This is a genomic window from Chitinivorax tropicus, from assembly GCF_014202905.1.
GTDB lineage: Bacteria > Pseudomonadota > Gammaproteobacteria > Burkholderiales > SCOH01 > Chitinivorax > Chitinivorax tropicus.
On record NZ_JACHHY010000002.1, the window covers coordinates 246,891 to 272,615 of the forward strand.

General features: G+C 54.2%; 27 protein-coding genes and 1 pseudogene. 14 read left to right on the forward strand and 14 right to left on the reverse strand.

The window, feature by feature from the left end:
• The first annotated feature begins 174 nt into the window (after positions 1-174).
• Complete coding sequence (locus HNQ59_RS02405; RefSeq protein WP_184034707.1) at positions 175-1,221, forward strand: cupin-like domain-containing protein; 1,047 nt, start codon at positions 175-177, stop codon at positions 1,219-1,221.
• Between the two features lie 59 nt (positions 1,222-1,280).
• On the opposite strand, the gene HNQ59_RS02410 is transcribed toward HNQ59_RS02405, so the two are convergent.
• The 3 genes from HNQ59_RS02410 to HNQ59_RS02420 form a co-directional block, all read right to left on the reverse strand.
• Positions 1,281-2,873: an NAD(P)-binding protein gene (locus HNQ59_RS02410; RefSeq protein ID WP_184034710.1), complete on the reverse strand. Its 1,593-nt coding sequence runs from the start codon at positions 2,871-2,873 to the stop codon at positions 1,281-1,283.
• 100 nt (positions 2,874-2,973) lie between these two features.
• Positions 2,974-3,213, reverse strand: coding sequence for a hypothetical protein (locus HNQ59_RS02415; RefSeq protein ID WP_184034797.1), 240 nt, complete (start codon positions 3,211-3,213; stop codon positions 2,974-2,976).
• 12 nt (positions 3,214-3,225) lie between these two features.
• Complete coding sequence (locus HNQ59_RS02420; protein ID WP_184034713.1) at positions 3,226-4,014, reverse strand: DNA/RNA non-specific endonuclease; 789 nt, start codon at positions 4,012-4,014, stop codon at positions 3,226-3,228.
• A gap of 545 nt (positions 4,015-4,559) precedes the next feature.
• On the opposite strand from HNQ59_RS02420, the gene HNQ59_RS02425 reads away from it, so the two are divergent.
• Positions 4,560-4,964 carry a YkgJ family cysteine cluster protein gene (locus HNQ59_RS02425; RefSeq protein ID WP_184034716.1) on the forward strand — a complete coding sequence of 135 codons (405 nt, stop codon included), beginning with the start codon at positions 4,560-4,562 and terminating at the stop codon, positions 4,962-4,964.
• Between the two features lie 12 nt (positions 4,965-4,976).
• On the opposite strand, the gene HNQ59_RS02430 is transcribed toward HNQ59_RS02425, so the two are convergent.
• From HNQ59_RS02430 to HNQ59_RS02440, 3 genes are all read right to left on the reverse strand, one after another.
• A complete protein-coding gene (locus HNQ59_RS02430; protein WP_184034719.1) occupies positions 4,977-5,804 on the reverse strand; it encodes a class I SAM-dependent methyltransferase in 828 nt (275 codons plus the stop codon).
• 62 nt (positions 5,805-5,866) lie between these two features.
• Positions 5,867-6,253, reverse strand: a complete 387-nt coding sequence (locus HNQ59_RS02435) for a hypothetical protein (protein WP_184034722.1) — start codon at positions 6,251-6,253, stop codon at positions 5,867-5,869.
• Between the two features lie 49 nt (positions 6,254-6,302).
• Entirely contained in the window at positions 6,303-6,764 is a 462-nt protein-coding gene (locus HNQ59_RS02440) for an Lrp/AsnC family transcriptional regulator (protein WP_184034725.1), read from the reverse strand.
• 145 nt (positions 6,765-6,909) lie between these two features.
• On the opposite strand from HNQ59_RS02440, the gene HNQ59_RS02445 reads away from it, so the two are divergent.
• Entirely contained in the window at positions 6,910-7,842 is a 933-nt protein-coding gene (locus HNQ59_RS02445; protein WP_184034727.1) for a DMT family transporter, read from the forward strand.
• Between the two features lie 14 nt (positions 7,843-7,856).
• Entirely contained in the window at positions 7,857-9,044 is a 1,188-nt protein-coding gene (locus tag HNQ59_RS02450; protein WP_184034729.1) for an amino acid aminotransferase, read from the forward strand.
• A gap of 71 nt (positions 9,045-9,115) precedes the next feature.
• Here HNQ59_RS02450 and HNQ59_RS02455 read toward each other — a convergent pair whose 3' ends face one another.
• Together HNQ59_RS02455 and HNQ59_RS02460 are read right to left on the reverse strand one after the other, a co-directional pair.
• The gene (locus HNQ59_RS02455) at positions 9,116-9,742 is read right to left on the reverse strand and encodes an outer membrane beta-barrel protein (RefSeq protein WP_184034731.1); all 627 of its coding nucleotides are present in this window, start codon (positions 9,740-9,742) and stop codon (positions 9,116-9,118) included.
• A gap of 89 nt (positions 9,743-9,831) precedes the next feature.
• Positions 9,832-10,635 (reverse strand): inositol monophosphatase family protein, encoded by an 804-nt coding sequence (locus HNQ59_RS02460; RefSeq protein ID WP_184034733.1) that lies wholly within the window; start codon positions 10,633-10,635, stop codon positions 9,832-9,834.
• A 216-nt stretch (positions 10,636-10,851) separates the two neighbouring features.
• Here HNQ59_RS02460 and HNQ59_RS02465 point away from each other — a divergent pair, with 216 nt between their 5' ends.
• The 7 genes from HNQ59_RS02465 to HNQ59_RS02495 all read left to right on the forward strand — a co-directional run bounded on the left by HNQ59_RS02465 (position 10,852) and on the right by HNQ59_RS02495 (position 18,283).
• Complete coding sequence (locus HNQ59_RS02465; protein ID WP_184034735.1) at positions 10,852-11,571, forward strand: 16S rRNA (uracil(1498)-N(3))-methyltransferase; 720 nt, start codon at positions 10,852-10,854, stop codon at positions 11,569-11,571.
• A 355-nt stretch (positions 11,572-11,926) separates the two neighbouring features.
• The gene (locus HNQ59_RS02470) at positions 11,927-13,171 is read left to right on the forward strand and encodes an ABC transporter substrate-binding protein (RefSeq protein WP_425491318.1); all 1,245 of its coding nucleotides are present in this window, start codon (positions 11,927-11,929) and stop codon (positions 13,169-13,171) included.
• A gap of 305 nt (positions 13,172-13,476) precedes the next feature.
• Complete coding sequence (locus tag HNQ59_RS02475) at positions 13,477-14,373, forward strand: carbohydrate ABC transporter permease (RefSeq protein ID WP_184034737.1); 897 nt, start codon at positions 13,477-13,479, stop codon at positions 14,371-14,373.
• Between the two features lie 64 nt (positions 14,374-14,437).
• On the forward strand, positions 14,438-15,307 hold the full coding sequence (locus HNQ59_RS02480) for a carbohydrate ABC transporter permease (RefSeq protein ID WP_184034803.1): 870 nt from the start codon (positions 14,438-14,440) through the stop codon (positions 15,305-15,307).
• Between the two features lie 52 nt (positions 15,308-15,359).
• Positions 15,360-16,475, forward strand: a complete 1,116-nt coding sequence (locus tag HNQ59_RS02485) for an ABC transporter ATP-binding protein (RefSeq protein WP_343074189.1) — start codon at positions 15,360-15,362, stop codon at positions 16,473-16,475.
• Between the two features lie 190 nt (positions 16,476-16,665).
• A complete protein-coding gene (locus HNQ59_RS02490) occupies positions 16,666-17,322 on the forward strand; it encodes a uracil-DNA glycosylase (protein ID WP_184034742.1) in 657 nt (218 codons plus the stop codon).
• Between the two features lie 76 nt (positions 17,323-17,398).
• Positions 17,399-18,283: an SHOCT domain-containing protein gene (locus tag HNQ59_RS02495; protein WP_184034745.1), complete on the forward strand. Its 885-nt coding sequence runs from the start codon at positions 17,399-17,401 to the stop codon at positions 18,281-18,283.
• A 319-nt stretch (positions 18,284-18,602) separates the two neighbouring features.
• On the opposite strand, the gene HNQ59_RS02500 is transcribed toward HNQ59_RS02495, so the two are convergent.
• From HNQ59_RS02500 to HNQ59_RS02520, 5 genes are all read right to left on the reverse strand, one after another.
• Positions 18,603-19,349 (reverse strand): hypothetical protein, encoded by a 747-nt coding sequence (locus HNQ59_RS02500; protein ID WP_184034749.1) that lies wholly within the window; start codon positions 19,347-19,349, stop codon positions 18,603-18,605.
• A gap of 189 nt (positions 19,350-19,538) precedes the next feature.
• Positions 19,539-20,084, reverse strand: coding sequence for a heme NO-binding domain-containing protein (locus tag HNQ59_RS02505; protein WP_184034752.1), 546 nt, complete (start codon positions 20,082-20,084; stop codon positions 19,539-19,541).
• Positions 20,085-20,151: 67 nt separating this feature from the next.
• Complete coding sequence (locus HNQ59_RS02510; RefSeq protein ID WP_184034755.1) at positions 20,152-20,931, reverse strand: HD-GYP domain-containing protein; 780 nt, start codon at positions 20,929-20,931, stop codon at positions 20,152-20,154.
• A gap of 63 nt (positions 20,932-20,994) precedes the next feature.
• Complete coding sequence (locus HNQ59_RS02515) at positions 20,995-21,366, reverse strand: response regulator transcription factor (protein WP_184034759.1); 372 nt, start codon at positions 21,364-21,366, stop codon at positions 20,995-20,997.
• Between the two features lie 51 nt (positions 21,367-21,417).
• On the reverse strand, positions 21,418-22,515 hold the full coding sequence (locus HNQ59_RS02520; protein WP_184034762.1) for a histidine kinase: 1,098 nt from the start codon (positions 22,513-22,515) through the stop codon (positions 21,418-21,420).
• Positions 22,516-22,742: 227 nt separating this feature from the next.
• Between HNQ59_RS02520 and HNQ59_RS02525 the strand changes: the two genes are divergently transcribed.
• The 3 genes from HNQ59_RS02525 to HNQ59_RS19980 all read left to right on the forward strand — a co-directional run bounded on the left by HNQ59_RS02525 (position 22,743) and on the right by HNQ59_RS19980 (position 25,593).
• Positions 22,743-23,369, forward strand: a complete 627-nt coding sequence (locus tag HNQ59_RS02525) for a response regulator (protein ID WP_184034765.1) — start codon at positions 22,743-22,745, stop codon at positions 23,367-23,369.
• A 9-nt stretch (positions 23,370-23,378) separates the two neighbouring features.
• On the forward strand, positions 23,379-25,328 hold the full coding sequence (locus HNQ59_RS02530; RefSeq protein ID WP_184034768.1) for an ATP-binding protein: 1,950 nt from the start codon (positions 23,379-23,381) through the stop codon (positions 25,326-25,328).
• Between the two features lie 118 nt (positions 25,329-25,446).
• A complete protein-coding gene (locus HNQ59_RS19980; protein WP_425491319.1) occupies positions 25,447-25,593 on the forward strand; it encodes a transposase in 147 nt (48 codons plus the stop codon).
• Between the two features lie 14 nt (positions 25,594-25,607).
• On the opposite strand, the pseudogene HNQ59_RS02540 reads toward HNQ59_RS19980, so the two are convergent.
• Positions 25,608-25,725, reverse strand: a pseudogene (locus HNQ59_RS02540) (IS5/IS1182 family transposase); the annotation flags it as partial.

The following is a 25,725-nucleotide window of genomic DNA, read 5'->3' on the forward strand; positions in this document are numbered from 1 at the left end:
TCAAGCATCCACTGGCGCTGGACGAATCCATTCAATGACGATAGCATTGTCAGCTGGCGCCACCAGCCTTGGCGTATCTGTGGGTGTAATCGTCCCAGGGCCAGCTATGGAGTGGGTCTCGTGCCATCAATGCAAATAGCTTTCCACCAAACCTGATCTGGAGATCTGATCCCCATGCAAAACTACGCTTATGCCATGCAGACCAAACTCGCCATGAGCGACAATTGGCGCGGCTGGATCGCGGAAAACCTGCTGTTGAACATTCCACCAGAATCCTTGGTGGGCACCCTGGTGAGCAATGGCTACTCACCGTCGCTCGCGCAGCAAGAAGTGTTGGCAGCCATGAACAGCCCCTATGTCGCGGCGGCTCTGCGCAGCATGGAACGGCTCAACAATAGGCTGCGTAAACGTGAGTGGGTGTTGGATATCTACCGCAAGCTGAATCAGCAGCGACCCAATGGGGGCGAGATTCCGCGCCGCCATCGCCTCAGTCGCGACGAATTCTATGATCAGTACTTTTTCACCAATCGTCCGGTCGTCATCACCGGCATGATGGATGATTGGCCCGCCCTGCAGAAATGGAATTTCGACTTCTTCCGCCAGCACTATGGCGACCGCCAGGTTGAAGTTCAAATGGGCCGCAGCCAAGATGCCCAATATGAAATCAATTGCGTGCAGCACAAACAGACCATGCGCTTTGGCGACTATGTTGACATGGTTGAGCGGGCGGGTAAGACCAATGATTTCTACATGACTGCCAATAATAGCTCTCAGAACAAAATGGCCTTGAAAGAGCTATGGGATGATGTTCGGCTGGTGCCTGAATATCTGAACCCGGATTCGCCTGATACGGGCTTTTTCTGGTTAGGGCCAGCTGGCACGCTGACGCCCTTCCATCATGATCTGACAAACAATTTCATGGCTCAGGTCATGGGCAGCAAACGTGTGCGGCTGGTGCCAGCCTGCGAGATCGCCAATATCTACAATCACATGCACTGCTACACCGAGGTGGATGGCGGGCACATCGACTATCAACGCTTTCCGCGCATGCAACAGGCTCAGTTGATGGAATGCACCTTGTCACCAGGAGAGATCTTGTTCCTCCCTATTGGCTGTTGGCATTATGTAGAGGGCTTGGCACCAAGCGTCACATTGTCGTTCATCAATTTCCAAGCAGACAACGACTATCACAGTTTCTACACCACCTATCAGCAGGTGTGACCGGGCACTGCATCGCCATCCGGTAGGGTGTGCCCCGCCGGGTGGCGGGCCGAGGTGATTCAGGCAGCCAGAATCCGTTGGGCTGCCTGATAGCCCCACCAGGCCGCTTCCTCACACACCGAATACCCCGATACGTCGGCATGCGCAAAGTGGATGCGCCCCCATGGCTGGCGTAGTGCCTGTAAGCCTGGGTTGCTCAGGAAGCCCACCACAGGCGAGGCCATGGCATGCCCCCTTACAGTGATCTCCAGATGGCGTAAATAGGGCCGCAGCCGCCAACCATAGGCCTGCTCCAGATCACACGCCGCCAGCTCATACAGCGCATCGGCAGAAGCTTTCAACAGCCATTGCCGGTGGGCTGCCGGGTCGCCTGCTGATAAGGCGTGGTAAGTAGTGAAGACGGTTTGCGCTGGTTTGGCGGCGCGAATCCATTGATGGGTCGCTACCACCCAGCCAAGCCCCCGTCCTTGATAGACCACATTGTCCCAGGCCAGGGGCGTATGCTCAGGCTCTGCCGGGAAACCATCGAGCAGAAAATTGGAAACCAGCCAGGGCGCATGTGGCGGCATGTGGCGTCTTGGGTCAAAGCCAGACTCGGCCAGATTGGGGATCACATGTTTCGCCACATGCAGAGGCATGGCGCAGACCAGCTGGTCTGCCACGATCCTGAGCGGCTTATCCGACGCATGAACCCATGCCTCGACCTGCTGGCCGTGTTGGCGAATATGATAGGCCGAGCCCTGGATCACCTGTTGAGAGGGCAGCTTCGCCCACAGCTTGGCTACCAAGCCATGCAGCCCGTCTGGCCAGGTCAGCAGCGCCCCGTCGTCAGCATTGGCAGCATGGCCCGCCCGCGCCGCGAAATAATGCAAACCTGCCCAAGCCGATACACGGTCATAATCCGCCCCGTAGTCATCACGGCAACAATAATTGGCGTACCAGTGCAAGCTGGGGGCGGTATACCCCTGCTCGGTCAACCAAGTCTTGAAGGACTGTTGATCCAGGCGTCGCCATTGCGGATCGGACGTGGCATGCACAATCGGGATGGCAAAGACCTTCTTGCCATCCTGCCCAGTAGCATGGCGCAGGGTATCCACCTGTGCCAGGAACCGTCGCTGCTGGGCCAGCTCGTCCTGGCTGATACCATGGGTTGGCATGACTCCATCTTGCCACTGGCCATTGCACAGCAGCCGATCTTCAGGCCCATGCAGCAAAACCCGCTCATCAAAATATGGATGCGGCGTCAGCGCATCCCGCTCAATGATGGCCAGATCAGCCAGCATCTCGCGGATATGAATGGATTCCATCGATGGCAGTGGCAGGTAGTGCGCCCCCCTTGGGTAGGGGATACCTGCCATTACGCCCGCTGCGGCATTGCCACCTGGCTCCGGCCCGGTCACCAGCATGTAATCGTGATAGCCCTCCCGATGTAGCTTCCAGGCCGCCGTCAGCCCGCCCAGCCCACTCCCGACCACAAGCGTTCCCACCCGCCTTGTCTCGACTGTTACCGCTGAGCGCCTCTGATCACGCAGCTGGTGACCAATCTGCATACCAGGGTAGTGGACATCGATCGGCAATCCCAGACGTGGAACACGCTGACAGCCTGTCAACGCAAGAAGGGGCAGGGACTGCAGAAAACGTCGCCGATGCATGGATCAATGGCCAGGAGCAAAAGCGCAAGCTTACGAGATTTATCGACTCTGATAAAAACAAAACCGTCCTGTCGGACGGTTTGTTCATCTGTATCCCAGCTCATGCAAACGGGTTGTCTACCTCATCAACCGCTGGTGGTGGCAGCTGGTCGGGCAGGTCTTCAGACTCCAACTGCGCCACCGTGGCGTTCAACAGCTGCTGCAATTGCCTGGCCAGATCCAATCCAACCTTATCACGCGTGATCTGCAGACTGCCATACAGCTCCAGGCGATCTTCACGGTTTTCAATGGTCAACTCATCCAGCTGCAGGCAATCGGACTCATTTGCAAAGGGAACCATCTCAGTCACAACTCATTCCTCATCATTAACGAAGCGGCGACCGCCACGCTGTTTCGGTTTGGGCAGGTTGGGGCGACGCTCTTTAATCTTGGCGGACAGCGAGGGGAATACATCAATACCAGTACGCTGTTCCAACTCATTGATTGACAACACCTCGTAGGTATCGCCTTCCTCATTCGGGGTCACATATGCGCCAGCAATCCCCTTGTTCGGATCATACACCGCCTTGAAGACATAGGTAGGTACCAGTACCCGATTATTGATGCGCTGCAGGCGGCGACCTTCAAACAACGGCCCGCTGACAACATACACCTCGCCACTGTCCGATGCCCATTGGCGCACCGATGATTCGATACCTTCCCACAACTGCTGATTATTGTTGGGGTTCTGCGGAATCATATTGGCCAGCGAGAAGCTTTCATACTGTGCCTGAGCATCTGGCATATCACCGGAAGGTGCCATGTGGCCCCGATCGAAGCCCGAGCGTTTGTAGTCACGCAGCTCGGCGCGGTCTTCTTCCGGCAATTGCTCCTCGGCGTGGAAACTGTTCTTGCGGCGCATCTGGCGTGCATCTTCAAGACGCTCTGTTGTCAAATGCTCTGCAACCCACACTGGTGTACGTGATACACCGGAATGCAGCGTAGCGTATCCCTCGAAGCAGAGATTCTTGGTTTTGGCCATCAGCTTGCGGTCATTGATCTTGGGTGTATCACCGTTGACAAAATGTTCAGGACAAGCCGTGCCAGCCCAGACGGTGGAAGAAATGAGCGCACTGATGGCAATTAGGCTGAGTGATTTCAATTTTTTTCCTGAACGTTGTTAAGGTCCAGAAAATCATATTGGCGAATCAAAAATTAGTCAAATCAACTGAATATCGAATCAGCGGAAAATCAAGCCCTGTTGCGTGTTTACATATGCACTGTCAATGACTTAAGAAATTACATGACAGTAATGTGCAAAAAATATGAATATTGGCAGATATTATTAGAATCAAATATGAGATCCTTCTAATAAATAACCTCAATATATGTTGCCCACCCTTTTTCAGCGCAGTCTGGAATTGTTGAAAATTGGCAGATGTACGTCAGAAATGCACAAAACGGCATGGATAAACAAGCGAACCGCTCACCAATCGTGGTGGGTTTGGCCCCCTGATATCGGGGAGTGAGGCCTCGGCACGGGCAAGCTGAACGATACTCAGCAATGCCCTCACAACTTGAGGTGGCCTCCATTGGCTTGGTTGCTCATCAATAGGCGGCTGCACAAGGGCACCGCCATGCAGCCCAGGCAATCATTCGCCAAGCCAAGGATTTTTATGGATAATCGCTGATTTTTCATTCATCCCCATGGCCGCCATTTCTCAGAAAGTCATCCACCTGTCGAATCTGGATCGTACCGATACTTGGCTGAAATATCGTTCAGGCCTCTGTGATGGCTGTATTGCGACTTGTTGCACCATGCCAGCAGAGGTCAAGTTGGCCGACTTGGTCAGGATGGAGCTGGTAGACAGCTTTGAAGCCGAGACTGATGCGCCCAAGCAGATTGCCAAGCGGCTGATCAAGGCGGGCACGATTGACCATTTCAATTTCAAGACCAGTACCTTTACCCTGGCCCGCCGGGCCAATGGTGACTGTGTATTTCTCGATGCAAAGACCCGTCGTTGCGGGATCTATGACAGGCGCCCCAACACCTGCCGCAATCACCCACAGATCGGGCCGCGCCCCGGCTATTGTGCGTATCGTATGAAGTAAGCAGGCATCACATCAGCCAATGAAGAATCTGGATGACAACGACTGCAGCCCGAGCTGCTCCAACATCTGCGTCAGGCGTTCAGCGGGCTTGCGGCGGGGTTGATTGGTGTATTGCGCCACGATCAGCTCATTTTTCATCGAGTGCTCCCAGCCAACCAGCTCTGTGACGGTGACTTGATAACCATGTGCCTGCAGCTGCAAGCAGCGCAACACATTGGTCACGTGGCTGCCGAATTCCCGGGTATGGATGGCGTGACGCCATAGTTCAGCCAATGGGTTGACCAATGCTGCAGCTTTGTTTTTACGCAACTCGGCAGCCACTTCAGCTTGGCAACATGGCACCAATACAATGTGCCGGGCTTGCTTGTTGAGTGCGAAATGAATGGCATCGTCGGTAGCGGTATTGCAGGCATGTAAGGCTGTGACGACATCGATCTGCGCGGGCAACTGATCTGAGGTGATCGAATCAGCAACCGACAGGTTCAAGAACGACATGCCAGGGAAGCCCAGATGGCTGGCAAGCTCGGTGGATTTGTCCACCAGCTCGTCCCGTGTCTCGATGCCATAGATATGTGAGGTGTCGTGCAGCGTTTTGAAGAACAGGTCGTACAGAATGAAGCCCAGGTAGGATTTGCCGGCACCATGGTCAACCAGGCTGACAGCAGCTTTACGGCCTTTCACTTCATTCAACAAGGGCTCGATGAATTGGTACAGATGATAGACCTGTTTGAGCTTACGCCGGCTGTCCTGGTTCATCTTGCCATCACGGGTCAGAATATGGAGCGCCTTCAGCAGCTCGATGGACTGGCCCGGACGGATTTCGTATTTGTCTTGTGACATGGTGTTTCTGCTTTCTGGAAGCCGGTTTGTGCCAGGGCAGTCAGCAACCGCCTGGTGCTTGATCAAATTGACATCGATTGATACTGCGCCTGGTAGGCCGCAAGTGAGGCGTCATCCGGTGGCAGGTAAATGATGTGCAGCTTGGGGTACTGCGTTGCCCATGCTTCAAGTATGGGCAACGGAACGAATGCTGCGATCAGCGGGCCAAAAATCGGGCCTGGATCAGCCTTGGGCGTCAATAATTTGATGGTCTTGCCAAAATACTGTGCCTTGCGATCCTTTTTCAAGAACTTGATGGCCCGCTCGCCCAGCACCTCGCTGATTGAGCCATCCAGGTCGCGTAGCTCACCAACTGCAATGCATACTTCGCTGGACAGTGAATACCCCTTACGCAAGGCCAATTTGATGGCACCGCTATTGGTGCCGGTCTGGGGGGAATGGTAAAACATGGTTGATTCTCTTTCCGGCCTGATTGGGCCGCTCAGTGTCTAAGTCAGCTCAGCTGACGAACGACAAGGGCAGCGGCGCACCGCTTTTGACAGTCCGTATCGCAAAATTGCTGGTGATATCCTGCACCATGGACAAGGTTTGCAGTTTTCGCACCAGTTTCTCGTAGTCTGGCAGATCACGAACCACCACTTCCAACAGATAGTCATACGTGCCCGACACAACGTAGCAGCTGATGACTTCTTCCATGTGCAGCACCGCCTCTTCAAACAGCCGTGCCACATCTTCACGGTGATGCATCAGCCGTACATTTACAAAGACGGTGGTGGCCAGTTGCAGGCGATTGCGGTTCAGTGTTGCCCGGTAACCACTGATGATACCTGTTTCTTCCAATCGCTTGAGCCGCCGCGCACAGGGAGATGGGGACAGCGACACCTTCTCGGCCAGCTCCGCCACCGTCAAACGACCATCTGCCTGCAATAGCGTCAATAGCTGACGATCAATTCTATCCATTTTTGTAAGCCTGGTGGTTTCAACTAATTCTAAACAGTTTCTTGCCTGAATTCACCAAAGTTTCACCCATGGATCGGTAATTTTGTCCAAAAACACTCCTCAAGTGAGCGGAGAATACACTTGTTTCCACTTGACCCAAGCGCTCATGAAAGCCGCGATTGCTCTACCCCTTCCCAGCATTGGTCGCCCTGCCTCCTCCCATGCAGGCATGATCGCTTTGGCTATTACGGTCTTGATCTGGGCCAGCTTTTTTCTGTCACTGCGGGCTGGCGCAAAAGCGCAGCTGCCTGCCGCAGAATTGGCACTGATCCGCTTTGGTCCTGCAGGCCTTTGCTTTTTGCCAACCTTGATCCATAGCTGGCATCGGATTATTACCGTACCCAAGCGCTACCTGCTGGGCATGATCGCGACAGGTGGATTGCCCTATTTCCTGATTGCCTGCATGGGCATGCGCCATGCCCCTGTCAGCGATGGCAGCACTTTGATCCCCGGCACCATTCCGCTCTTCGTCGCATTGATCGGCACCTTGTTCTACAAGCAACACACCCCACGCCACCTTTATGTCGCACTTGGCCTGATCAGTGCAGGTGCAGCCATCATTTTATTGTTCAACCATGGACAAGGTGATCTGCTGCATGGCTATGGCTTGTTTTTGCTGGGTAGCCTGATGTGGGCCAATTTCACCTTATGCTTACGGTTGTCTGGGCTCAAACCCGCAGAGGGTGGGGCGGTGATTGCGATCAGCTCATTGCTCGTCCTGCTCGTCTGGTTCGTGGCCGGGCACCCACCAACGCAGCTTGGCAACATGCCCCTTTCAGCGCTGGCTTTTCATACGCTGGTTCAAGGAATCGGCGTCGGGCTACTCGCCACCCTGACCTACGCCTACGCCATCACCAAGCTGGGCGCCCCCAAATCCGCCGCCGCTGGGGCGCTCACTCCCGTACTGGCCTCGCTCCTGGCCGTGATCATCTTCGACGAGACACCAGGCCTGCCTTCGCTTCTGGGCATGGTGGTGATTGTCATCGGTGTCATCTTGGCAAGCCGCCCCAATACGGCACACGTCACAACAAAACAATAAACTGGAGACACCCCATGTTCCACCATCTGCCACCGGCGGTCATTGACCCTATTCTCAGCGTTGCAGAAGCTTTTCAGCACGATAGCCGCCCAAACAAGTTGGATCTGAGCATTGGCGTGTACCGGGACACCCTGGGCCACACCCCTATCATGCGGGCAGTCAAGACTGCTGCCATTGCATTGGCCTCTGAGCAGCGTACCAAGAGCTATCTGGGCCCGGCGGGTAACCTCCAATTCAATGCGGCCATCACACGCTTGATGCTTGGGCAGGCCGCGCCGACCGACCAATGGGTTACCGTGCAGACCCCAGGCGCCAGCGGGGGGCTACGATTGCTGGCCGATCTGATTGCCGCCAGCCGGCCCCATGCCACGGTCTGGATCAGCAACCCAAGTTACGCCAATCATGCGCCAATCATGCAAGCGGCAGGGCTGACGGTCAGACATTACCCCTATCTCGATGCCGAGATGCGCAGCCTCGATCGGGCGGCCTTTTTTGATCATGTGCGCCAACTCGGCCTTGACGACGTGTTGTTGGTTCATGGCAGTTGCCACAACCCAAGCGGGGTCGATCTGGAACCAGCCGACTGGCAGATGTTGGCGGGGCTCGCCAGCCGGCAGGGGTTCGTACCGTTCATCGATATGGCTTATCAGGGTTTTGGGGATGGGCTGGAAGCCGATGCTGGTGGGCTACGCATCATGGATCAAGCGTGCGAGCAGCTACTGGCTGTGTACTCCTGCTCGAAACATTTCGGGCTGTATCGAGAGCGTACTGGCGCAGCGCTGGTCAAAGGTCGGCAGCCATCACTGATTCGCCACAAGCTGTTTGAGCTGGCAAGGCGTCAATACACCATGCCACCTGACCACGGGGCCGAGATCGTGGCGCGCATTCTGACCGATGCCGCGTTACGCCAGGATTGGGAAGTGGAGCTGGCTGCCATGCGCCAACGAATCCTGCAGACCCGGCACGCACTGGTCAACGCATTGGCCAAGTACGACATGAACGCACGCCATCTGCTTGCCCATCGCGGCATGTTCTCGATGCTGCCACTGAGCGAGCCGACGCTGGAGGCATTACGTGCTCAGGCGGCAATCTATTTGATCAAAGGCGGGCGGATCAATCTTGCAGGTTTGCCGGTTGATCAAACCGATCGACTGGCCCAGGCCATTGCTGCTCACAGCCCAGGCCTGCTCAACCAATCATGAGTGAGCCAATACAAAACGGCGCTTGGGAAAACCCAAGCGCCATTTTGAAACACAACCGTTGAATGGATCGATCAGAACCAGACGTGGGCATTCATGCCCACATGGTTGCCCTTGAAGGTTTGTGAGCCATCCTCTTCTTTTTGAAACTTGTATTTGATGGCGGTGTACCTCAAACCCACAGAAACATTGTCGGTTGCCTCGTACTCATACTGCAAAATCAAGCCCGGTGCGTTCTTGAATTTATAGTTGAACCGGCCCGTAAACTCATAAGTCGGGCGCAGATCGTATCGAAGCCCCAAGCCTACAGAGTGCTTATCAAAATGATAAGCCGGGATGATTTCGATGGGGTACCGGAAAAACTGGTAGCTCACTTTGGCACCATTGTTCAGCGGGTCATCCCCCTGGACAGTATCAAAGTGATAGCCGAATGTCGTCTGGAGTGAGACCGGCAGGTTGCTGAAGCGGTACTTCGTGCCAAAATCGAGCTGGAAGAGCCGACCAGCCCGCAGGTTCTCATTATTGACCACTTTGCCGTTTGTTTTATCAACGACATGGATTTTTCCAAACTCATCCCCGCCCATGGTGACGCCAACACCGCCACCGACTTTCCAACCCGCTGAATTGGCGGAACCATTATCCGTATCTGCCAATGCGGTACCGCAACACAGCAAGGCAAGGACGGGGAACCATTTTTTCATTGCTCATCTCCGGCATATATCATATTTGGCAGATTATACTGCGTTTCATGACATTGTTGTTTTCAAAACCCATATTCTCAGCAAACGCATCATTTATTGGTATGCACCCAATGCTGCCAGCACTCGAACAATGCAGGGTCCAGTGCCGCAATGGCTGAGCGGCGCCAGATATTGTCGGACCAGAAATCCTCATGGTGGATACTGCCCAGACGCCCACCAGCCTCTATCAAGATCAATGCCCCTGCTGCGTAGTCCCACAGCCGCTGACCGCCATGCAGAATGAGATCGAAACGCCCTGCCGCTACCCAGCACCAGTCCAAAGTGCTTGCCCCAAGATTCCGTTGGCTGCCGAATGGCGCAACCGTCATCAGCCGGGCGGGCAGTTTGCCTGGCAACCACTTTAGCTCGACCCCGGCTACGGCTTCCGATATTGCGGGTCGATGATTCTTCAGCGGCAGGCGGGTGCCATTCATGAAGGCACCCACTCCCTGCATTGCATAGAACGTTTCATCTGAGCAGGGGTTGTAGATCACGCCCAGAACGGGTCGACCTTTTTGCAGAAATGCCACTGATATCGCAAAATAAGGCAAGCCATGCACAAAATTGGTGGTGCCATCAATCGGATCAACACACCACAGGCCATCATGGCCACTTTCCCACAATGCCAGCTGCTCTTCATCGCTCATTTCTTCGCCCAGTACCGGTGCATTCAGAATACCGGGCAATTCACGCTTCAACCCCTCCTGTGAGGCTAAATCAGCTTCCGTGAATAAGGTTCCATCATATTTCCGCGAATAGGCAACATTCAGAAAACGAGGCATGACCTCGCTTTGCGCAATCCGCTTGACGGCGGCGATGGTTGCTTCCAGCGTATTCCAGTTCACGTCGTACATCGGGTTTCCACTTCTATTTTAAGTATGACTGTATGCAACGCCTCAGTGCGATATGGCTCTGCTTGGTAGGCCGTGTAGGCCATGAAGCCATGTCAACAGAGCCGTGGTGAAAAGCGGTGTCGATTGCTGGATCGCGAGAAGATACAATGCGGCTCACTGCCTTACCTGCTTGCTCATTGCTTGACCAGACAAACCCAACATGCTTTTCACAACACAATGCCACGCTTCTATATAGATACTCCACTCGCTACGGACATTTTATTGACACTTCCGGAAGCAGTCTGCCGCCATATTCAAGTGCTTCGTCTACAGCAAGATGACACCATCACCTTGTTTGATGGCTCGGGCAGCCAGACCGATGCCACGATTGTGGAGATGGGCAAAAAACGTGTGTCAGTGCAGACCCATACCTTACAACAGATCAGCCGCGAATCGCCACTGCACATTACCCTTGTGCAAGCGGTATCCAGTGGGGATCGCATGGATTACACATTGCAGAAAGCAGTTGAGCTAGGGGTATCACGCATCATTCCGGTCATCAGTGAACGGTCGGTGGTCAGATTGCAAGGTGAACGCGCCGAGAAGCGTATTCAACACTGGCAAGGTGTGATCATCAGCGCCTGCGAGCAATGTGGTCGGAACACCGTGCCAGAAGTCTCACCACTGCAACCTTTTGCACAGTGGGTCAAACAACCACACCCAGCAGGTGTGAACCTGATGCTCTCGCCGCAGGGAACAAGGCAATTGAAGCAACTGGAGCTCTCAACCCAGCTATCGCTCCTGGCCGGCCCAGAGGGTGGATTGACGGCGAGTGAAGAGGCGGTGGCCATCGAACAGGGCTGGCAACCGATCAGCCTCGGCCCCCGTATTTTGCGGACTGAGACGGCTGCCGTCGCAACCATGGCGGCGTTACAAGCTTTATGGGGCGATATGTAAGCCCTCCCTCCATTTCAATTTCCCTCTCCTCCCACCGAATACCGCCACATCGAGCGGTGCCGGTACTTCAACTATCGAGTGGCGATGGCCTCATGCCACGCCCGCTCGACTCCTCATTCGCCTCCATCCTGTTCGGTCAAGTGGGCCTTGATTACCTATATTTCCTTCAGTTGGGCGCCCTGATGGGTCATTTTTACTTGATCATTACACAAGCTTACTCATACCTTACATTTTGCTTTACAAAAATTTAGAGTAGAACTATAGTTCAAAGCGGTTGGCTTACCATATACAGCTATAAAACCATACAAATCATATATTTCCACAAGGTTGGAAGGAGATGGCCATGATTCGCACGATGTCAAAATCGCTTAAATTCCTGTCCATGGCAGGTCTTGTCAGTGTTGCAATGGCAGCTCAAGCCGGTGAGGTGGAGGTGCTGCACTGGTGGACTTCAGGCGGCGAGGCCAAAGCAGCAGCCGAGCTGAAGAAGATCATGCAAAGCAAAGGGCACACCTGGAAAGACTTTGCCGTGGCTGGTGGCGCAGGCGACAACGCCATGACCGTCCTGAAATCCCGCGTGGTGTCCGGCAACCCACCTGCGGCAGCACAGATCAAAGGCCCTTCCATCCAGGAGTGGGGTGATGAAGGCGTCCTGGCCAATCTGAATGATGTCGCCAAGGCTGAACAATGGGATACCGTGCTGCCTAAAGTCGTGGCCGATGTCATGAAATACAAAGGCAATTATGTTGCCGCACCGGTGAATGTGCACCGTGTCAACTGGCTGTGGGTCAACCCAGAGGTGCTGAAAAAAGCGGGGGCGAAGGTTCCCACCAATTGGAATGAATTCTTCGATACCGCTGAAAAGCTGCAAAAAGCAGGTGTCGTGCCACTTGCCCATGGTGGCCAGGCCTGGCAGGACGCCACGGTTTTCGAAGCCGTGGCATTGGGCCTAGGCGGTACCGACTTCTACAAAAAAGCGTTTGTGCAACTGGATCAGGCCACCCTGAAAAGCCCAAAAATGGAAGAGGTGCTGACGACATACAAGAAGCTGAAGAAGTATGTTGATAAGAATAGCCCAGGCCGTGACTGGAACCTGGCTACAGCAATGGTCATCCAGGGCAAAGCCGGGATGCAGATCATGGGTGACTGGGCAAAAGGGGAATTCCTGGCCGCTAACAAAGTCCCTGGCAAAGACTTCGTCTGTACACCCGCCCCCGGCACCAGCAATGCCTTCACCTTCAACATCGACAGTTTTGCCATGTTCAAATTGTCTGGCGACTCAGCAAAAGCGCAGAAAGACCTGGCCGCTGCCATCATGAGCCCCCAATTCCAGGAAGTCTTCAACTTGAACAAAGGCTCCATCCCTGCCCGCTTGAATATGGACATGGCCAAGTTTGATGATTGCGGAAAACAATCGTCAAAAGACTTTGTTGCGACTTCCAAATCCGGTGGGCTGTTGCCGTCATGGGCACATGGCATGGCGATGTATTCAGCTACACAGGGCGCTATTCAAGACGCGATTTCGCAGTTTTGGAATACAGACAGCATGACCGCCAAGCAAGCGGTGGACAAGATTGCCGCTGCGGCCAAGGTCCGATAGGCGTAGCTTGGGCGGACTGCTCACACTCTTTTGATTCACCTTGATGTTTACCTGCCGTGGTCAGCATTGTCATCGATACGATGTGAGCCCGCATGCTTCTGTACAGCCATGCAGAGTATGGGGTGTTCATATCGCATCGGGGGCATGCAGACCCGTTTGCTGATCCTGAGCACATCGTGCCCAGGCTGACGCCCCGGCGGCTTGCCCGCCGCCGGCACTTTTTGATTGGCTTCGCCTGTCAATCACCCAACAGAGCCTAAAATCGAATCGGGTATGTCACCGTACCGATGCGCTAGGAGTGAAACATGTCTCAACCTGCTGCTGCCAACTATGGCTCGTTTGACAAGTGGCTACCAAAGCTGGTTCTGGCCCCTTCTTTCGTTCTGACATTGGTGTTCGTCTATGGGTTCATCATCTGGAACGGCTACCTGTCCTTTACCCCCTCCCGCATTCTGCCGAATTACGAATGGGCGGGTCTGATTCAATACGAACGCCTGTTCGAGAATGAGCGCTGGTGGGTTGCGGTCAAGAACCTGGGGATCTTCGGTTCGCTGTTCATGGGTGTCTCGATGGCGCTCGGCTTGCTGTTGGCAATCTTCCTGGATCAAAAGATCAGGATGGAGGGTGCATTACGTACCATCTATCTCTATCCCATGGCCCTGTCGTTCATTGTCACCGGCACGGCATGGAAATGGATTCTGAACCCTGGCCTGGGTTTGGAGCATCTGATGCACCAATGGGGGTTTGAGAATTTCACCTTCGACTGGCTCGTGAACACAGACATGTCCATCTACACGGTGGTGATTGCGGGGGTGTGGCAGTCGTCTGGCTTCGTCATGGCCTTGTTCCTGGCTGGTCTCCGGGGCATTGATGATTCGATCATCAAAGCGGCCCAAGTCGATGGCGCCTCGTTGCCACGTATTTACTGGCGCATCATTGTGCCCTGCTTGCGCCCGGTCTTTTTCTCGACATTGATGATTCTTGCCCACTTGGCAATCAAGAGCTTTGATCTGGTCATGGCGCTGACCTCGGGTGGCCCAGGTTTCTCTTCAGACGTCCCCGCCACCTTCATGTACTCGATGGCGTTCACACGAGGCCAGATCGGCATGGGGGCCGCCAGCGCGATGATGATGCTGGCTACATTGGCGGCGCTGGTCGTTCCTTATCTATATTCAGAATTGCGGAATAGCAAACATGGCTGATACTCAGAATATGACCGCAACGGCAACCATGCCGATTGCACCGAGTACGACAGAGGGCCAATCCATGAGTTTCATCACACGCTGGCTGCCGGGGCCGGGGCGCTTCATCTTGTATGCGGTGCTGTTTACGGTGGCGATCTACTATTTGTTGCCGCTCTATGTCATGGTCACCACCTCGCTGAAAAGCATGGATGAAATTCGGGAAGGCAATCTGCTTGCCCTGCCCAGCGCCCCCGGTTTCGCCGCTTGGGCAAAGGCATGGGGCGAGGCTTGCACAGGTGTCGCTTGTGATGGGTTGAAAGGTTACTTCTGGAACTCGGTCAAAATGGTGGTGCCATCGGTCATCCTTTCCACCATGCTGGGGGCGGTCAACGGCTACATCCTCTCGAAATGGCGCTTCCGTGGGTCTGAAGTCATCTTTGCCATGATGATGTTCGGTGTCTTCCTGCCCTTGCAGGTCATCCTGTTGCCTATGGCACAGACACTAGGCTGGCTTGGCCTGGCAAAGTCCACGACAGGTCTGGTCTTCGTCCATTGCGTCATGGGGATTGCCTCCACCACGCTGTTCTTCCGAAATTACTATGTCGGCATTCCTGACGAACTGATCAAGGCCGCCACACTGGATGGTGCTGGGTTCTGGCGGATCTTCTTCCGCATCATCCTACCGCTTTCCACACCCATCATCATGGTGACCACCATCTGGCAATTCACCCAGATCTGGAATGATTTTCTGTTTGGCGTGGTGTTCTCCGCAGGCGATTCCCAGCCTATCACGGTTGGCTTGAACAACCTGGCCAACACCTCATCCAGCGTCAAGGAATACAACGTGGACATGGCTGCTGCGATCATTGCGGGCTTGCCGACCCTGTTCGTCTATGTGGTGGCCGGAAAATATTTTGTGCGTGGGCTGACTGCCGGCGCTGTGAAGGGCTAATGACATTTCGCAGGCGTGGCCAACAAGGCTGCCCATGCACAAGGAGAATGAAGTGGGTGCGTTGAAAATCAAGCATGTTCGCAAGAGCTACGGTGGTACAGACATTCTGAAAGGCATCGACCTGGAAATCGATGCCGGGCAATTCCTGATTCTGGTCGGCCCATCCGGCTGTGGTAAATCCACACTATTGGGCCTGATCTCTGGCCTGGAGCAAACCACCAGCGGTGAAATCTGGATTGGTGACCGCATGGTCAACAATGTCGCCCCCAAGGATCGTGACATTGCGATGGTGTTCCAGAGCTATGCGCTCTATCCCAATATGAATGTGAAACAGAACATCGCCTTTGGCATGGAAATGCGCAATGTGCCCAAGGCAGAACAGGAGCAAATCATTGCTCGCGTGGCCAAGATGCTGCAGATAGAGCATTTGTTGGATCGCAAGCCCAGCCAGCTGTCAGGCGGGCAACGGCAGCGCGTGGCCATGGGGCGTGCACTGGCGCGTAATCCCGGCCTGTTCCTGTTCGATGAGCCTTTGTCGAACCTCGATGCAAAACTGCGTGTGGAAATGCGGACCGAGATCAAGCGACTCCACGAACGCACCAAGACCACGGTCGTCTACGTCACACATGATCAGATCGAGGCCATGACCCTTGGCGATCGGATTGCCGTCATGAAAGACGGCATCATCCAGCAGTTTGGCGGCCCGCAAGACATCTACGACAACCCAGCCAATATGTTTGTGGCCGGCTTCATTGGCTCTCCTTCGATGAATTTCATACTCAGCACTGTCGAAAAGACTCAGGAAGGCGTCGGCGTTAAGGTCGAAAGCGGCAATAAACAGTTTGTCCTGCCTTTGCGTGCAGATGCCGCTGCCAAGCTCAGTAGCTGGGTGGGCAAGGAAATCGTGTTTGGCATTCGACCAGAGCAAATCACCGGTACAGTCAATATTCAGCAAGACAACCCCCATATCACCAAGGCGGATTGCAAGGTTGAGATTGTCGAGCCTACCGGGCCCGATACCCTGACCTTCATCAATCTCAATGGCAAGGAAGCCGTCTGCCGCGTCCACCCATCCGAAGCCAAGCGCCCAGGCGAGCGGATGCAGCTGGCCTTTGATATGTCCAAGGCCGTCTTCTTTGACCCAAGCTCAGAAGCAAGGGTCGCCTGACACCAGCACCATTGCCTGCCACCGAAAACACGGCAGGCAATGTCCCACATTCTGTCGAAAGGGCTTCCGGACGGGGGATGAGTCCATGCCGACAGAACCGGACATTCTGAGGCTGGGCGATCCATATACGTGACATCTTCGGGCGCACAAGCTATCCTCGCCCGACCGATTTCCAGATACTCCTTGCCGCATGCCCATTGATCGACTGATAGCTGAACTCACCGCCTTTGATGGCGCCGACAAATTGTTCAACCCTTGGCGGACCAAGTGCGAGGAGTTTGATACCACAGAAGACGCCCCTCAGCAGAAGGCCGCCAGGCTGGCCAAGCATCTGGACAATCCAGGCGCCAAGATCATCTTGTTGGGCGAAGCAGCTGGCTATCAGGGGTGCCGATACTCTGGCATCACCTTCACCAGTGAGAAACTATTGCTGGCTGGCTCCATTCCCAGGCTGCCTCAACCCACACAGCGCCTGACCACAAGACATCTTCCATTCTGCGAGCCCTCCGCCACCATCGTGTGGGGCGCACTGTATCAGCTCGGCCTGGAGGAGCAGACCATTCTTTGGAATACTCTGCCGTTTCACCCTCACAAAGGGACGGCGCTCAGCAATCGCACACCAACCACCAGCGAGATCAAGCTGGGAGCAGGATACCTCCAGATGCTGCTCGATTCATTTGGCAAAGACATCTTGTTGATTGCTGTCGGCAACAAAGCACAACAGGCGCTCAATCTGATCAGCGTCACACCATTTGCAACGGTACGACATCCCGCCATGGGTGGGGCAAACCAATTCAGAGCCGGCATGCAGCAAATCGCACAGCGCCTTGGCATCACAGGGAAATAGCCTGGGTATGACCGCTTGCCAATTTCACAATCCATCAGAAACAATGGCAACTTTGCCGAATAAGAAGGAGAGCAGTATGCAACGCCGTGCCCCGCTAATCGCCTTGCTGATAGCCACGAGCCTGATAGCCCCAGCCAGCCATGCTGTGACATTGCTGGAAGGATTGTTCGGCAAAACAGAATACACCCCGCCCAAAACCGGCGATAAGCTCTATGAGGCAAACGAATTCGATATCGTTCGCCTGACAGCCACAGATGCCCCTGGCAACCAGCATCCTGTACAGATATCTGCCGAGCAACTGAAAGCCACGCTGGCCGATATCGAGCTTAAGACCGGCGACAGCAAATCATTGCCACTGTTTACCGAGGATGAGCTGACTGTGCTGTCTGCACCGATCAGCTATGGTTTCTCAAAAGCCTCGCCCGGCCAGGACATCACCTTCATGACCACCGATCGGCATGGTGCCCTGGGCTTACTGGCCCCTAAGCTTGGCACCAGCGGCAGGATGTTCATCAAAGATAACCGCCTGCACGTCATCATTGGCGATGCCCATGTGGAATATCAAGCCCAGTACCGGATGACCGGCTTCAAACGAAATTTCTCGATGGGTGATCGGCAAACGGCTTCAAAGGTCACCTTGCAATTGAATCGCCAAGCCCAGTCTGTTGGCAGCCAGCAGGTGCGCAACGACTGGGTCGCATTGTCATTGCAGCAGCCAACAGCCACTGTGCAGACCACTGCGAATACCGTGGCACCCAATCCACCCAACAGCGCCAATGGCAAAGCGCCTCAGCCGGTAGTGGTATCCACCCCGGTTGTAGCACCCTCACCAACAATCACACCGCGTGAGAACCGCTCGGTTGAAGATCGCCTGAGATCATTGCAAAGTTTACGCGACAAAAATCTGATCTCTGATGATGAATATCGCCAGAAGCGTATAGACATACTCAAAGATCTATAGTGATTTGCTTAAAGTGCAGATGCACTTTGAACAATGCAGTATGAATACCAGCAATCCATGACCGAAAATTTTTAGATTGCCATCCAATCATCGTGGTCGAAAAGCCCTTTGATATCGGGCATTTGAAATTGACTGGTGCCGCATCTCACTTTGTCTCGTGTGCTGCGGCACCCTGGCGCGCTGGAACCGCCACGGTCGCCAGCAAAGAGCATGGCTATTTTGCCCCGCTTCTGACAATTCAGAAGCTTCAGTGGCCTGAACCACTTTCCTCTTCGCATCACGTCCTGATCTGAGGGCTTATGATATTGCCCGCAAAGGATTATCCGACCAGGCCTGGCTCCTTGATCTGGCTGGGGGATGGCCTATACTGAGTCGATAGCGCGGCTGCGGCCAAAAAACCGGACAGCACGAGTACCCAGCTCGCTGGTGCTGGCACCACATTCACGGAAAAGAACAGATTGTCCGCATAACCGTGGTTATAGTCGCCACCCATTTGATTGAACCCTACTGTAACCATCAATTGGGTTGCGCCAATTGGGATCAATTCTGTGAGATCTTGGAAAACAAAGCCCGTTTTGCCGTGTCGCGCAAATGCGTCAATATCACCCAGCCGATACGAAACAATGTCCTGCTGCGCATTCAAAAAGGTAAAGGACACCCCTGCCGCATCATTCTTATCCAGTAATCCCCCAAACCAGCCAGATGCAACGAAACGCGCAATGCCCTGGTCAATCCAACTTGAGTAGTCCGACAAATCGATGAATTGTTCCAGAACCGTATCCTTCATCGTCCCACCAGCAAAAAACTGGCGGCCACCATGGATCTGCTGGCTATGTTGAATGGAGGGAAGGTGCGCTTGGCTACCATAAGCCACGACCGCCACCCCTTGCTGCTGAGTGACCCACCCTGGGATGACATCGGCCCCATGGCGGCTTCCAATCCCATCAGACTCCGCATTCCCATTCACAATCAGGTTCTGCCCCATTTTTGCCGGCATCGCATGGGATATGCCAACCAAGGAAATACAACCAAACAGGCAAACCGCAAACTTCTTGAGCAGCTTCATCTATTTCCCCTTCAATCATGTCCAGGTCAAGAGCCATTTCCATCGCTCTTTTATGACAATTGTATCATCACGGGTTGAGTGCTCTGTTAAATCTTGTATCACGGTCTGGATAGTGGGGCAGGGCTGCTTTCTCGGTGTCGGGTGCCCCCAACGCCGACTGGCATGGCTCTGGATGCCAGGTTGGCAGGATCAGGCAGGGGATATCTCGAACACGTCCTCCGCATTGCCCTCCCGCATGAATTTGATTTGCTTGATCATTACGGGTTCGTTGAACATCTTGGCCAAACCTTTGACCAACCCGATGACCATCGGGCTCAGGCCGACACGGCTGGATTGATAGTGCAGGTAATAACGCCCCTGTGGGCCGTGGGTACAATGGAAGTTGGGCAGCATCATGTCTCGATAGATCATTTCGATGCGGCTGTGGATAACGTTGAGATTCTGTAGAAACTCGCGAAGATTACGGCCATTGGCTTTGAACAACTCCCCGTACCCTTCCTTGGCCGTGTATAGCGTCCAATATTCACCAAATGCTTCCAAAATGGCATCGCCATCCATCTGCAGCACCTCGGCGGCAGCGCCAACCAATTGGTAGGTCAGTTCGTCAGGGTAGGTTTCCAGGCAGATGAAGCCGTCATCTTCCCAGCCGACCTTGGCTCGGATGGCGATCCAAGCTGCCTCCCCGAATTGAGATTTGACCAGGCCTTCAATGGCTTTGTTGACCAGTCCATACATGGCGTGACTCCTCGGTTTGCAATTGTGGCCAGTGTGTATTGGGCGTGCAGGGCATACCGACTATCGGTCACGGGGTGGAGGGGTGCTGGATCAAGCAATCGACACCATATTGGCCCCGGTTGACCTTGTCCCGGATGTCCAGCATATCCGTCATGCTACGCAGAAACGGGTCAACGACATCAGGGTCGAAGTGTGATCCCCGCATTCCGGCGATACGATCCATCGCATCGATATCTGAACACGGTGGACGGTTGGCATCCTGCCGGGTGAGCTCGTCAAAGTAGTCAACCAGCGCGACGATCCGGCCCCCCAAAGGGATATCGGTACCTTGCAGGCGGCTTGGGTAACCCAGGCCATCGAAACGTTCGTGATGGGTCAGGGCAATGTCAGCAGCCAATTGCATCAAAGGCACATTTGAGTGACCCAGGATGTAGGAGCCGATGATGGTGTGCCCAGCCATGACTGCATGTTCATCCGGGTCAAGGGTGTATTTGTTCAGCAAATGGTCTGGAATACCAACCTTGCCGATGTCGTGCAAAGCAGCAGCAAGCCTTAGTGTTTGGCAGAAGGTGTCTGATTCGCCCATGGTATTGGCCACCTGCGCAGCAAACAGACCCACGCGGGTAATGTGTTCTGCCGTTTCGTCCTGCCCCAGCTCGGCCACCAGTACCAGCTGCAGTACCAGTCGGCTATGAGAGTCCGCCAATGCCATACGGGCTTCATTACGCTCGGTGTAAAGCAGATGGATGTCGCGGCTGTACTTTTCGAGCTGCTTCAACATCTGGGCACTGTCGGGCGGGGTTGTGCCGAGATTGCCGCTGGGGCGGATATTCGATGTGATCTGCATGATGATGCTCCTTTCGCAGCCTGATGCGTGCACGCCGTTGACAGTACCGATCCGTGAAATGATCTAGACCTGCACCAGTCGATTCTCAATGGTCTCGATCAGCTCCAAAGGGCTGAAAGGCTTGGTCAGGTAGCCATCGGCGCCCATGGCTTCACCCACTGATCGATCCATTTTCTGGGTTCGGGCGGTCAGCATGATGACCTTGATATGCTGCCAACCAGGGTTGTATTTGATGCGCTGGCATACCTGGAAGCCATCCAACTCACCGGGCATCATCACGTCCAACAAAACCAGATCCGGCCTGACTGATTCCACCATCTTGAGCCCAGTGGCGCCTTCGGGTGCTTCATGGATTTCAAAGTCCTCGAACTCCAGCGTCATGCGGATCAATTTACGGATGTCGTCTTGGTCTTCGACAATCAGAATTTTTTTCATGATGCACTCCATTCACTACTGGTCAGGTTGGATAGGGCCGTCGGCCCCGGGTCAGGCGGCGGCTTTTTTCCGGCTACGGGCCAGTAACCGGGACATATCCTCTGCATAACGCTGTGCCTGCATAGCATCAATTTCCGCATGTTGTGCGCGGTAAGGGGCTCCGCAGGGCAGATCAATCACAAAATTGGTGTCGCCATCTTCTTTGTCTTCACGCAAAACACCACCGTGTAGCTCGATGATCCGCTGGCAGAGATGCAGTCCGACCAGATCAGCAGAGGAGGGTGATATCACCTGATAGGACTGAGCAGGGTCATTCCCCTTGGCTTCGAGCATGGCCGAACCAGCGCGTGCTTTCACATTGTTGAACAGGCCACAATTACGAAAACCCACCATCAACCGAGGGCCCATCTGCCTGCGCTCGATTTCCAGCGTGGCGCCTGCCTGTGCGTTGTTGATGGCGGATCGCAGGCACTCATAGAACACACGCCTGATCCAGAACTCGCTGCCATACACCGGCGCGGATTCCTCGCCATGTGTGGTCAACGCAACCTTCAACCGACGACGACTGGCCAGCGGTGCCAGCTCCTCCCAGATTTGATTGATAAGCGGGTCGAGCAAGATACGATCATCGGTCAGCAATGATTGGCTGCCCCACAGCTGAGCAAGATCAACCAATTTGCTGAGCAACTCGCTGATCTCCGCCAACTTGTCGAGCGTGGCGCCCAGCTCCGTCCCTTCCTGAGCCTGCTGCGATTTCCTGAGTTGCTGGATAAAGGTATTGGCCGGCTGGCGCAGGTCTTCTCTGATTACCGTCATCAGATTATCGACAGCCAGATTGGTCACGACTGATTGACGGGCTTTGATCAAAATGATGGCTTCATCTTTGCTGACACTGGGCATGACCTTGGCTTTGAGCAATGTCCCTGGCGCACTGGCATCGACAATGTCCTGCTCGATACCATTGAGATGCTCGGGCTTACGGACAGCTGCCATCGCCTTCAGCAGGTTTTTGTCCGATACGATCTGGCCGGGTTGCATTCCGGTAGCAGTTTGGGCAATCTGGTTCATCAGCTTGATTCGCGCATCGGCACCTGTCCAGATCAACCCTTCGGATACGCCTTCAATCACCTGAATAATGGTCGGATGCATGATGAACACCTCGCTGCATATCGAAGTACTGCTTCGATTTCACTTTTATCATATCTGCAATTTTAATCATTTCAATCAAATTTTATATATCATGCCGCCCATGCCCATTGATAAGGTATTTATCAGTAAGGTAATGTAGATAAAGAAAATTTCTATTGACCGAATGAGCATTGTCACTTGATATAAATGATAAAAATGATTAATGTGAAAAAAGGAGATCAATCAATATGGCACAAGAGTTCGTATCAACCCGAGAGGCCGCTAAACAGCTGGGCGTCGCATTGCGTACAGTCCAGCTTTGGGTGGAGTCAGGGGTTTTGCGGGCCTGGAAAACTGCAGGCGGGCACCGGCGTATAGCGGTGGATTCATTGCAAGCCCTGCTGGCCAAGCGGCAGGCTGCTACGGGCGATGAAGAGATCAAGCCGCCCGCGCCAGAGTCCGCACCGACAGCAGGCGCCACAGTAGCAAATGCATTGCGTGTGCTGGTGGTCGAGGACGACCCTGGGCTGCGTACCTTGATGATGCTTGTCATGCGCGGATGGCCGTTCCCAGCACAGATCTCAACCGCCAACAATGGTTATGAAGGTTTGATCAAAATCGGTGAAGCGCCACCGGATTTGCTGATTTCAGACCTCAATATGCCCGGTATGGATGGTTTTCAGATGATTGCCGCGTTGCGCAAACATCCCTCAACCCAACATCTGCCGATTGTAGTAATGACGGCATTGTCACCAGAGGAAATCGCTTTTCATGGTGGCTTGCCGGGTGATATCCGCGTGTTTACCAAGCCCGTTGACTTTGTTGCGCTTGAAACACTCGCCAGCCAAGTTTGGAGAGTCAAACAGCAAGTGTAGGAGGCCATTATGGAAGTCTGTACCCGTCAGCCTGCCACCCAGACCATCGGGTTGCCGCCGGAGGTATTTGCCGATGCATTTCCCTTTCATGTCGTGCTTGACCCGCAGATGCGGCTGACGCAAGTAGGCCGATCACTGAAACGGCTCGACCATCGTATAGTGGAAGGCGCCTCGATCACAGACTTCTTTGCCTTGCGGCGGCCCAGCCATCCCTTCAGCTGGGACATGCTGCGCACCCTGCCCACCATCAACCTTTGTCAGTTACAGCATTTGGAAAAGCCGCTGCTGCTACGCGGACAATTTGTATTCCCCAGACCGAGAGTGGCCATCTTTCTCGGCTCACCCTGGATCACCGACCCTGCGCAATTGGCATCACTGGGCCTGGGCTTTTCAGATTTCGCCGCTTACGATCCAGTCATCGACCTGTTGCAACTGGTCCAATCCCAGCGAATGGCCTTTCAGGATGCACGTCAGATGATGCAAAGCCTGCAACAGCAGCGTGAGGAGCTGAAACAGGCATATCAGCAGCTATCGGTTAAAGAAGCAGAAGCGCACAAGCTGTCCCTGGTGGCCTCTCGCACCGACAATGCAGTGATAGTGACCAATGCGCAAGGGCGGGTGGAATGGGTAAACGACAGCTTCATCCGTACCACCGGCTACTCGCAGGATGAAATGCGTGGGCTGAAGTTGGGTGAAGTGCTCAAATGTGAAGATACCAATCCTGAAACCGTTGCCAGCATCCGTGAGCAGTTAAAGCACAATCAAAGCTTTTCCGCCGAGGTGTTGAATCGCACCAAGGATGGGCGGGACTACTGGGTGCAGATGGATGTGCAGCCGATCTATGATGAAGCGAATCGTGTGACCAACTACATGGCGATTGGTCGGGACATCACGGTGCGCCGTGCAAAAGACGAACATCTACGCCGCTTGACCAGCGAGTTGAACACGATCTTCAACCTGAGCCCGGATGGCTTCGTCGCATTCAACGAGGCAGGTATCCGCAGCTATTCCAATCCCGCCTTTCTGCAAATGATGGGCTGGACCATTCCAGACGTGGAAGGCATCGATATCAAGGCATTCGAAGAACGATTCACCGAACAACTCGACGCCAGCAAGCCGCCCGAGCAAGATGAAAATGGCAACACCATACTCTACCTGGCCAGACCGCGACCTGCCGTTGTGATCCGCGCAGCCCGAGAAGCGAAAGACGCAGGGGGACATGTATTCGGGTTGATCTACTACTATCGCGACATTACCCGTGAAATGGAGCTCGATCGGATGAAAAGCGAGTTCCTATCAACCGCAGCTCATGAATTGAGAACACCCATGGCCAGTATCCATGGCTTCACAGAGCTGATGCTACGGCGAGAATTCACACCAGCGCAGCGTAAAGACATCCTGGAAACAATCTTCCGACAGTCATCCCGCCTGGTTCAAATGGTGAATGAGCTTCTGGATCTGGCCCGGATCGAGGCCAGAGGCGGCAAGGATTTCAACATAGAGCGCCAATCCTTGGCCCCCATCGTCCATGCCACTGTGGAAGCAATCATGGTGAAGAATGACAACCGTCAGGTGGAGCTGCGCATCAGCGGGCGCTCACCCAAGGTCGATGTCGATCGCAATAAATTGACCCAGGCCCTCACCAACGTACTGTCCAATGCCTACAAATACTCCCCCACCGGCGGGCAAATCACATTGGAGTTACGTCGCAAACAGCACAATGGAAGAAAATGGGTGGGAATCTCTGTCAGAGATCACGGGATTGGCATGTCACCCGACCAACTGGCCCGTGTCTGTGAACGATTCTTTCGAGCTGATCCATCAGGCAATATCCCGGGCACCGGGCTAGGCATGTCGCTGGTGAAAGAGATTGTCGAGATCATGGGTGGGCATCTGGAAATCACATCAGAAGTCGGACAAGGCACTGACGTGGTGCTATGGTTGCGGCAAGTAGGCTGAAGACATAGTGACTTGTATCTCAACGCGAGGAAAGCGGTGCTGGGTAGCACCGCTTTGGCTGATTTGTGGTGGCACCCTAGAATTTGGGTCTGATTCACGGATCAGCTAATGTTGAATGATGATAACGAGTCGCCATTTACACCCCGACAAGCCAACAGACAAGGGCGGGAGAGCGGTGGGTAACCGTCGTTTTATTGAAGCGGTCCTATTCATTGCTCGGACAGGCTGCCCTTGGCTGGATTTGTCTAAGGCGTTCGGGAATTAGGGGCTGTTGACGTTTCACATTGGTAGCCATAAAAGCGCGCATGCCATGGCAATGACACTTTCGTAATTTCGCTTCAGGTTGTCGAATCGAAATGCCACAGCTCGGAAAGGCTTCAACCGGGCAAAGGCATTC

Coding starts and splice junctions, on each gene's coding strand:
- HNQ59_RS02405 (WP_184034707.1), top strand. CDS start 175: ATGCAAAACTACGCTTATGCCATGCAGACCAAACTCGCCATGAGCGAC.
- HNQ59_RS02410 (WP_184034710.1), bottom strand. CDS start 2,873: ATGCATCGGCGACGTTTTCTGCAGTCCCTGCCCCTTCTTGCGTTGACA.
- HNQ59_RS02415 (WP_184034797.1), bottom strand. CDS start 3,213: ATGGTTCCCTTTGCAAATGAGTCCGATTGCCTGCAGCTGGATGAGTTG.
- HNQ59_RS02425 (WP_184034716.1), top strand. CDS start 4,560: ATGGCCGCCATTTCTCAGAAAGTCATCCACCTGTCGAATCTGGATCGT.
- HNQ59_RS02430 (WP_184034719.1), bottom strand. CDS start 5,804: ATGTCACAAGACAAATACGAAATCCGTCCGGGCCAGTCCATCGAGCTG.
- HNQ59_RS02435 (WP_184034722.1), bottom strand. CDS start 6,253: ATGTTTTACCATTCCCCCCAGACCGGCACCAATAGCGGTGCCATCAAA.
- HNQ59_RS02440 (WP_184034725.1), bottom strand. CDS start 6,764: ATGGATAGAATTGATCGTCAGCTATTGACGCTATTGCAGGCAGATGGT.
- HNQ59_RS02445 (WP_184034727.1), top strand. CDS start 6,910: ATGAAAGCCGCGATTGCTCTACCCCTTCCCAGCATTGGTCGCCCTGCC.
- HNQ59_RS02450 (WP_184034729.1), top strand. CDS start 7,857: ATGTTCCACCATCTGCCACCGGCGGTCATTGACCCTATTCTCAGCGTT.
- HNQ59_RS02455 (WP_184034731.1), bottom strand. CDS start 9,742: ATGAAAAAATGGTTCCCCGTCCTTGCCTTGCTGTGTTGCGGTACCGCA.
- HNQ59_RS02460 (WP_184034733.1), bottom strand. CDS start 10,635: ATGTACGACGTGAACTGGAATACGCTGGAAGCAACCATCGCCGCCGTC.
- HNQ59_RS02465 (WP_184034735.1), top strand. CDS start 10,852: ATGCCACGCTTCTATATAGATACTCCACTCGCTACGGACATTTTATTG.
- HNQ59_RS02470 (WP_425491318.1), top strand. CDS start 11,927: ATGTCAAAATCGCTTAAATTCCTGTCCATGGCAGGTCTTGTCAGTGTT.
- HNQ59_RS02475 (WP_184034737.1), top strand. CDS start 13,477: ATGTCTCAACCTGCTGCTGCCAACTATGGCTCGTTTGACAAGTGGCTA.
- HNQ59_RS02480 (WP_184034803.1), top strand. CDS start 14,438: ATGAGTTTCATCACACGCTGGCTGCCGGGGCCGGGGCGCTTCATCTTG.
- HNQ59_RS02490 (WP_184034742.1), top strand. CDS start 16,666: ATGCCCATTGATCGACTGATAGCTGAACTCACCGCCTTTGATGGCGCC.
- HNQ59_RS02495 (WP_184034745.1), top strand. CDS start 17,399: ATGCAACGCCGTGCCCCGCTAATCGCCTTGCTGATAGCCACGAGCCTG.
- HNQ59_RS02500 (WP_184034749.1), bottom strand. CDS start 19,349: ATGAAGCTGCTCAAGAAGTTTGCGGTTTGCCTGTTTGGTTGTATTTCC.
- HNQ59_RS02505 (WP_184034752.1), bottom strand. CDS start 20,084: ATGTATGGACTGGTCAACAAAGCCATTGAAGGCCTGGTCAAATCTCAA.
- HNQ59_RS02510 (WP_184034755.1), bottom strand. CDS start 20,931: ATGCAGATCACATCGAATATCCGCCCCAGCGGCAATCTCGGCACAACC.
- HNQ59_RS02515 (WP_184034759.1), bottom strand. CDS start 21,366: ATGAAAAAAATTCTGATTGTCGAAGACCAAGACGACATCCGTAAATTG.
- HNQ59_RS02520 (WP_184034762.1), bottom strand. CDS start 22,515: ATGCATCCGACCATTATTCAGGTGATTGAAGGCGTATCCGAAGGGTTG.
- HNQ59_RS02525 (WP_184034765.1), top strand. CDS start 22,743: ATGGCACAAGAGTTCGTATCAACCCGAGAGGCCGCTAAACAGCTGGGC.
- HNQ59_RS02530 (WP_184034768.1), top strand. CDS start 23,379: ATGGAAGTCTGTACCCGTCAGCCTGCCACCCAGACCATCGGGTTGCCG.
- HNQ59_RS19980 (WP_425491319.1), top strand. CDS start 25,447: ATGATAACGAGTCGCCATTTACACCCCGACAAGCCAACAGACAAGGGC.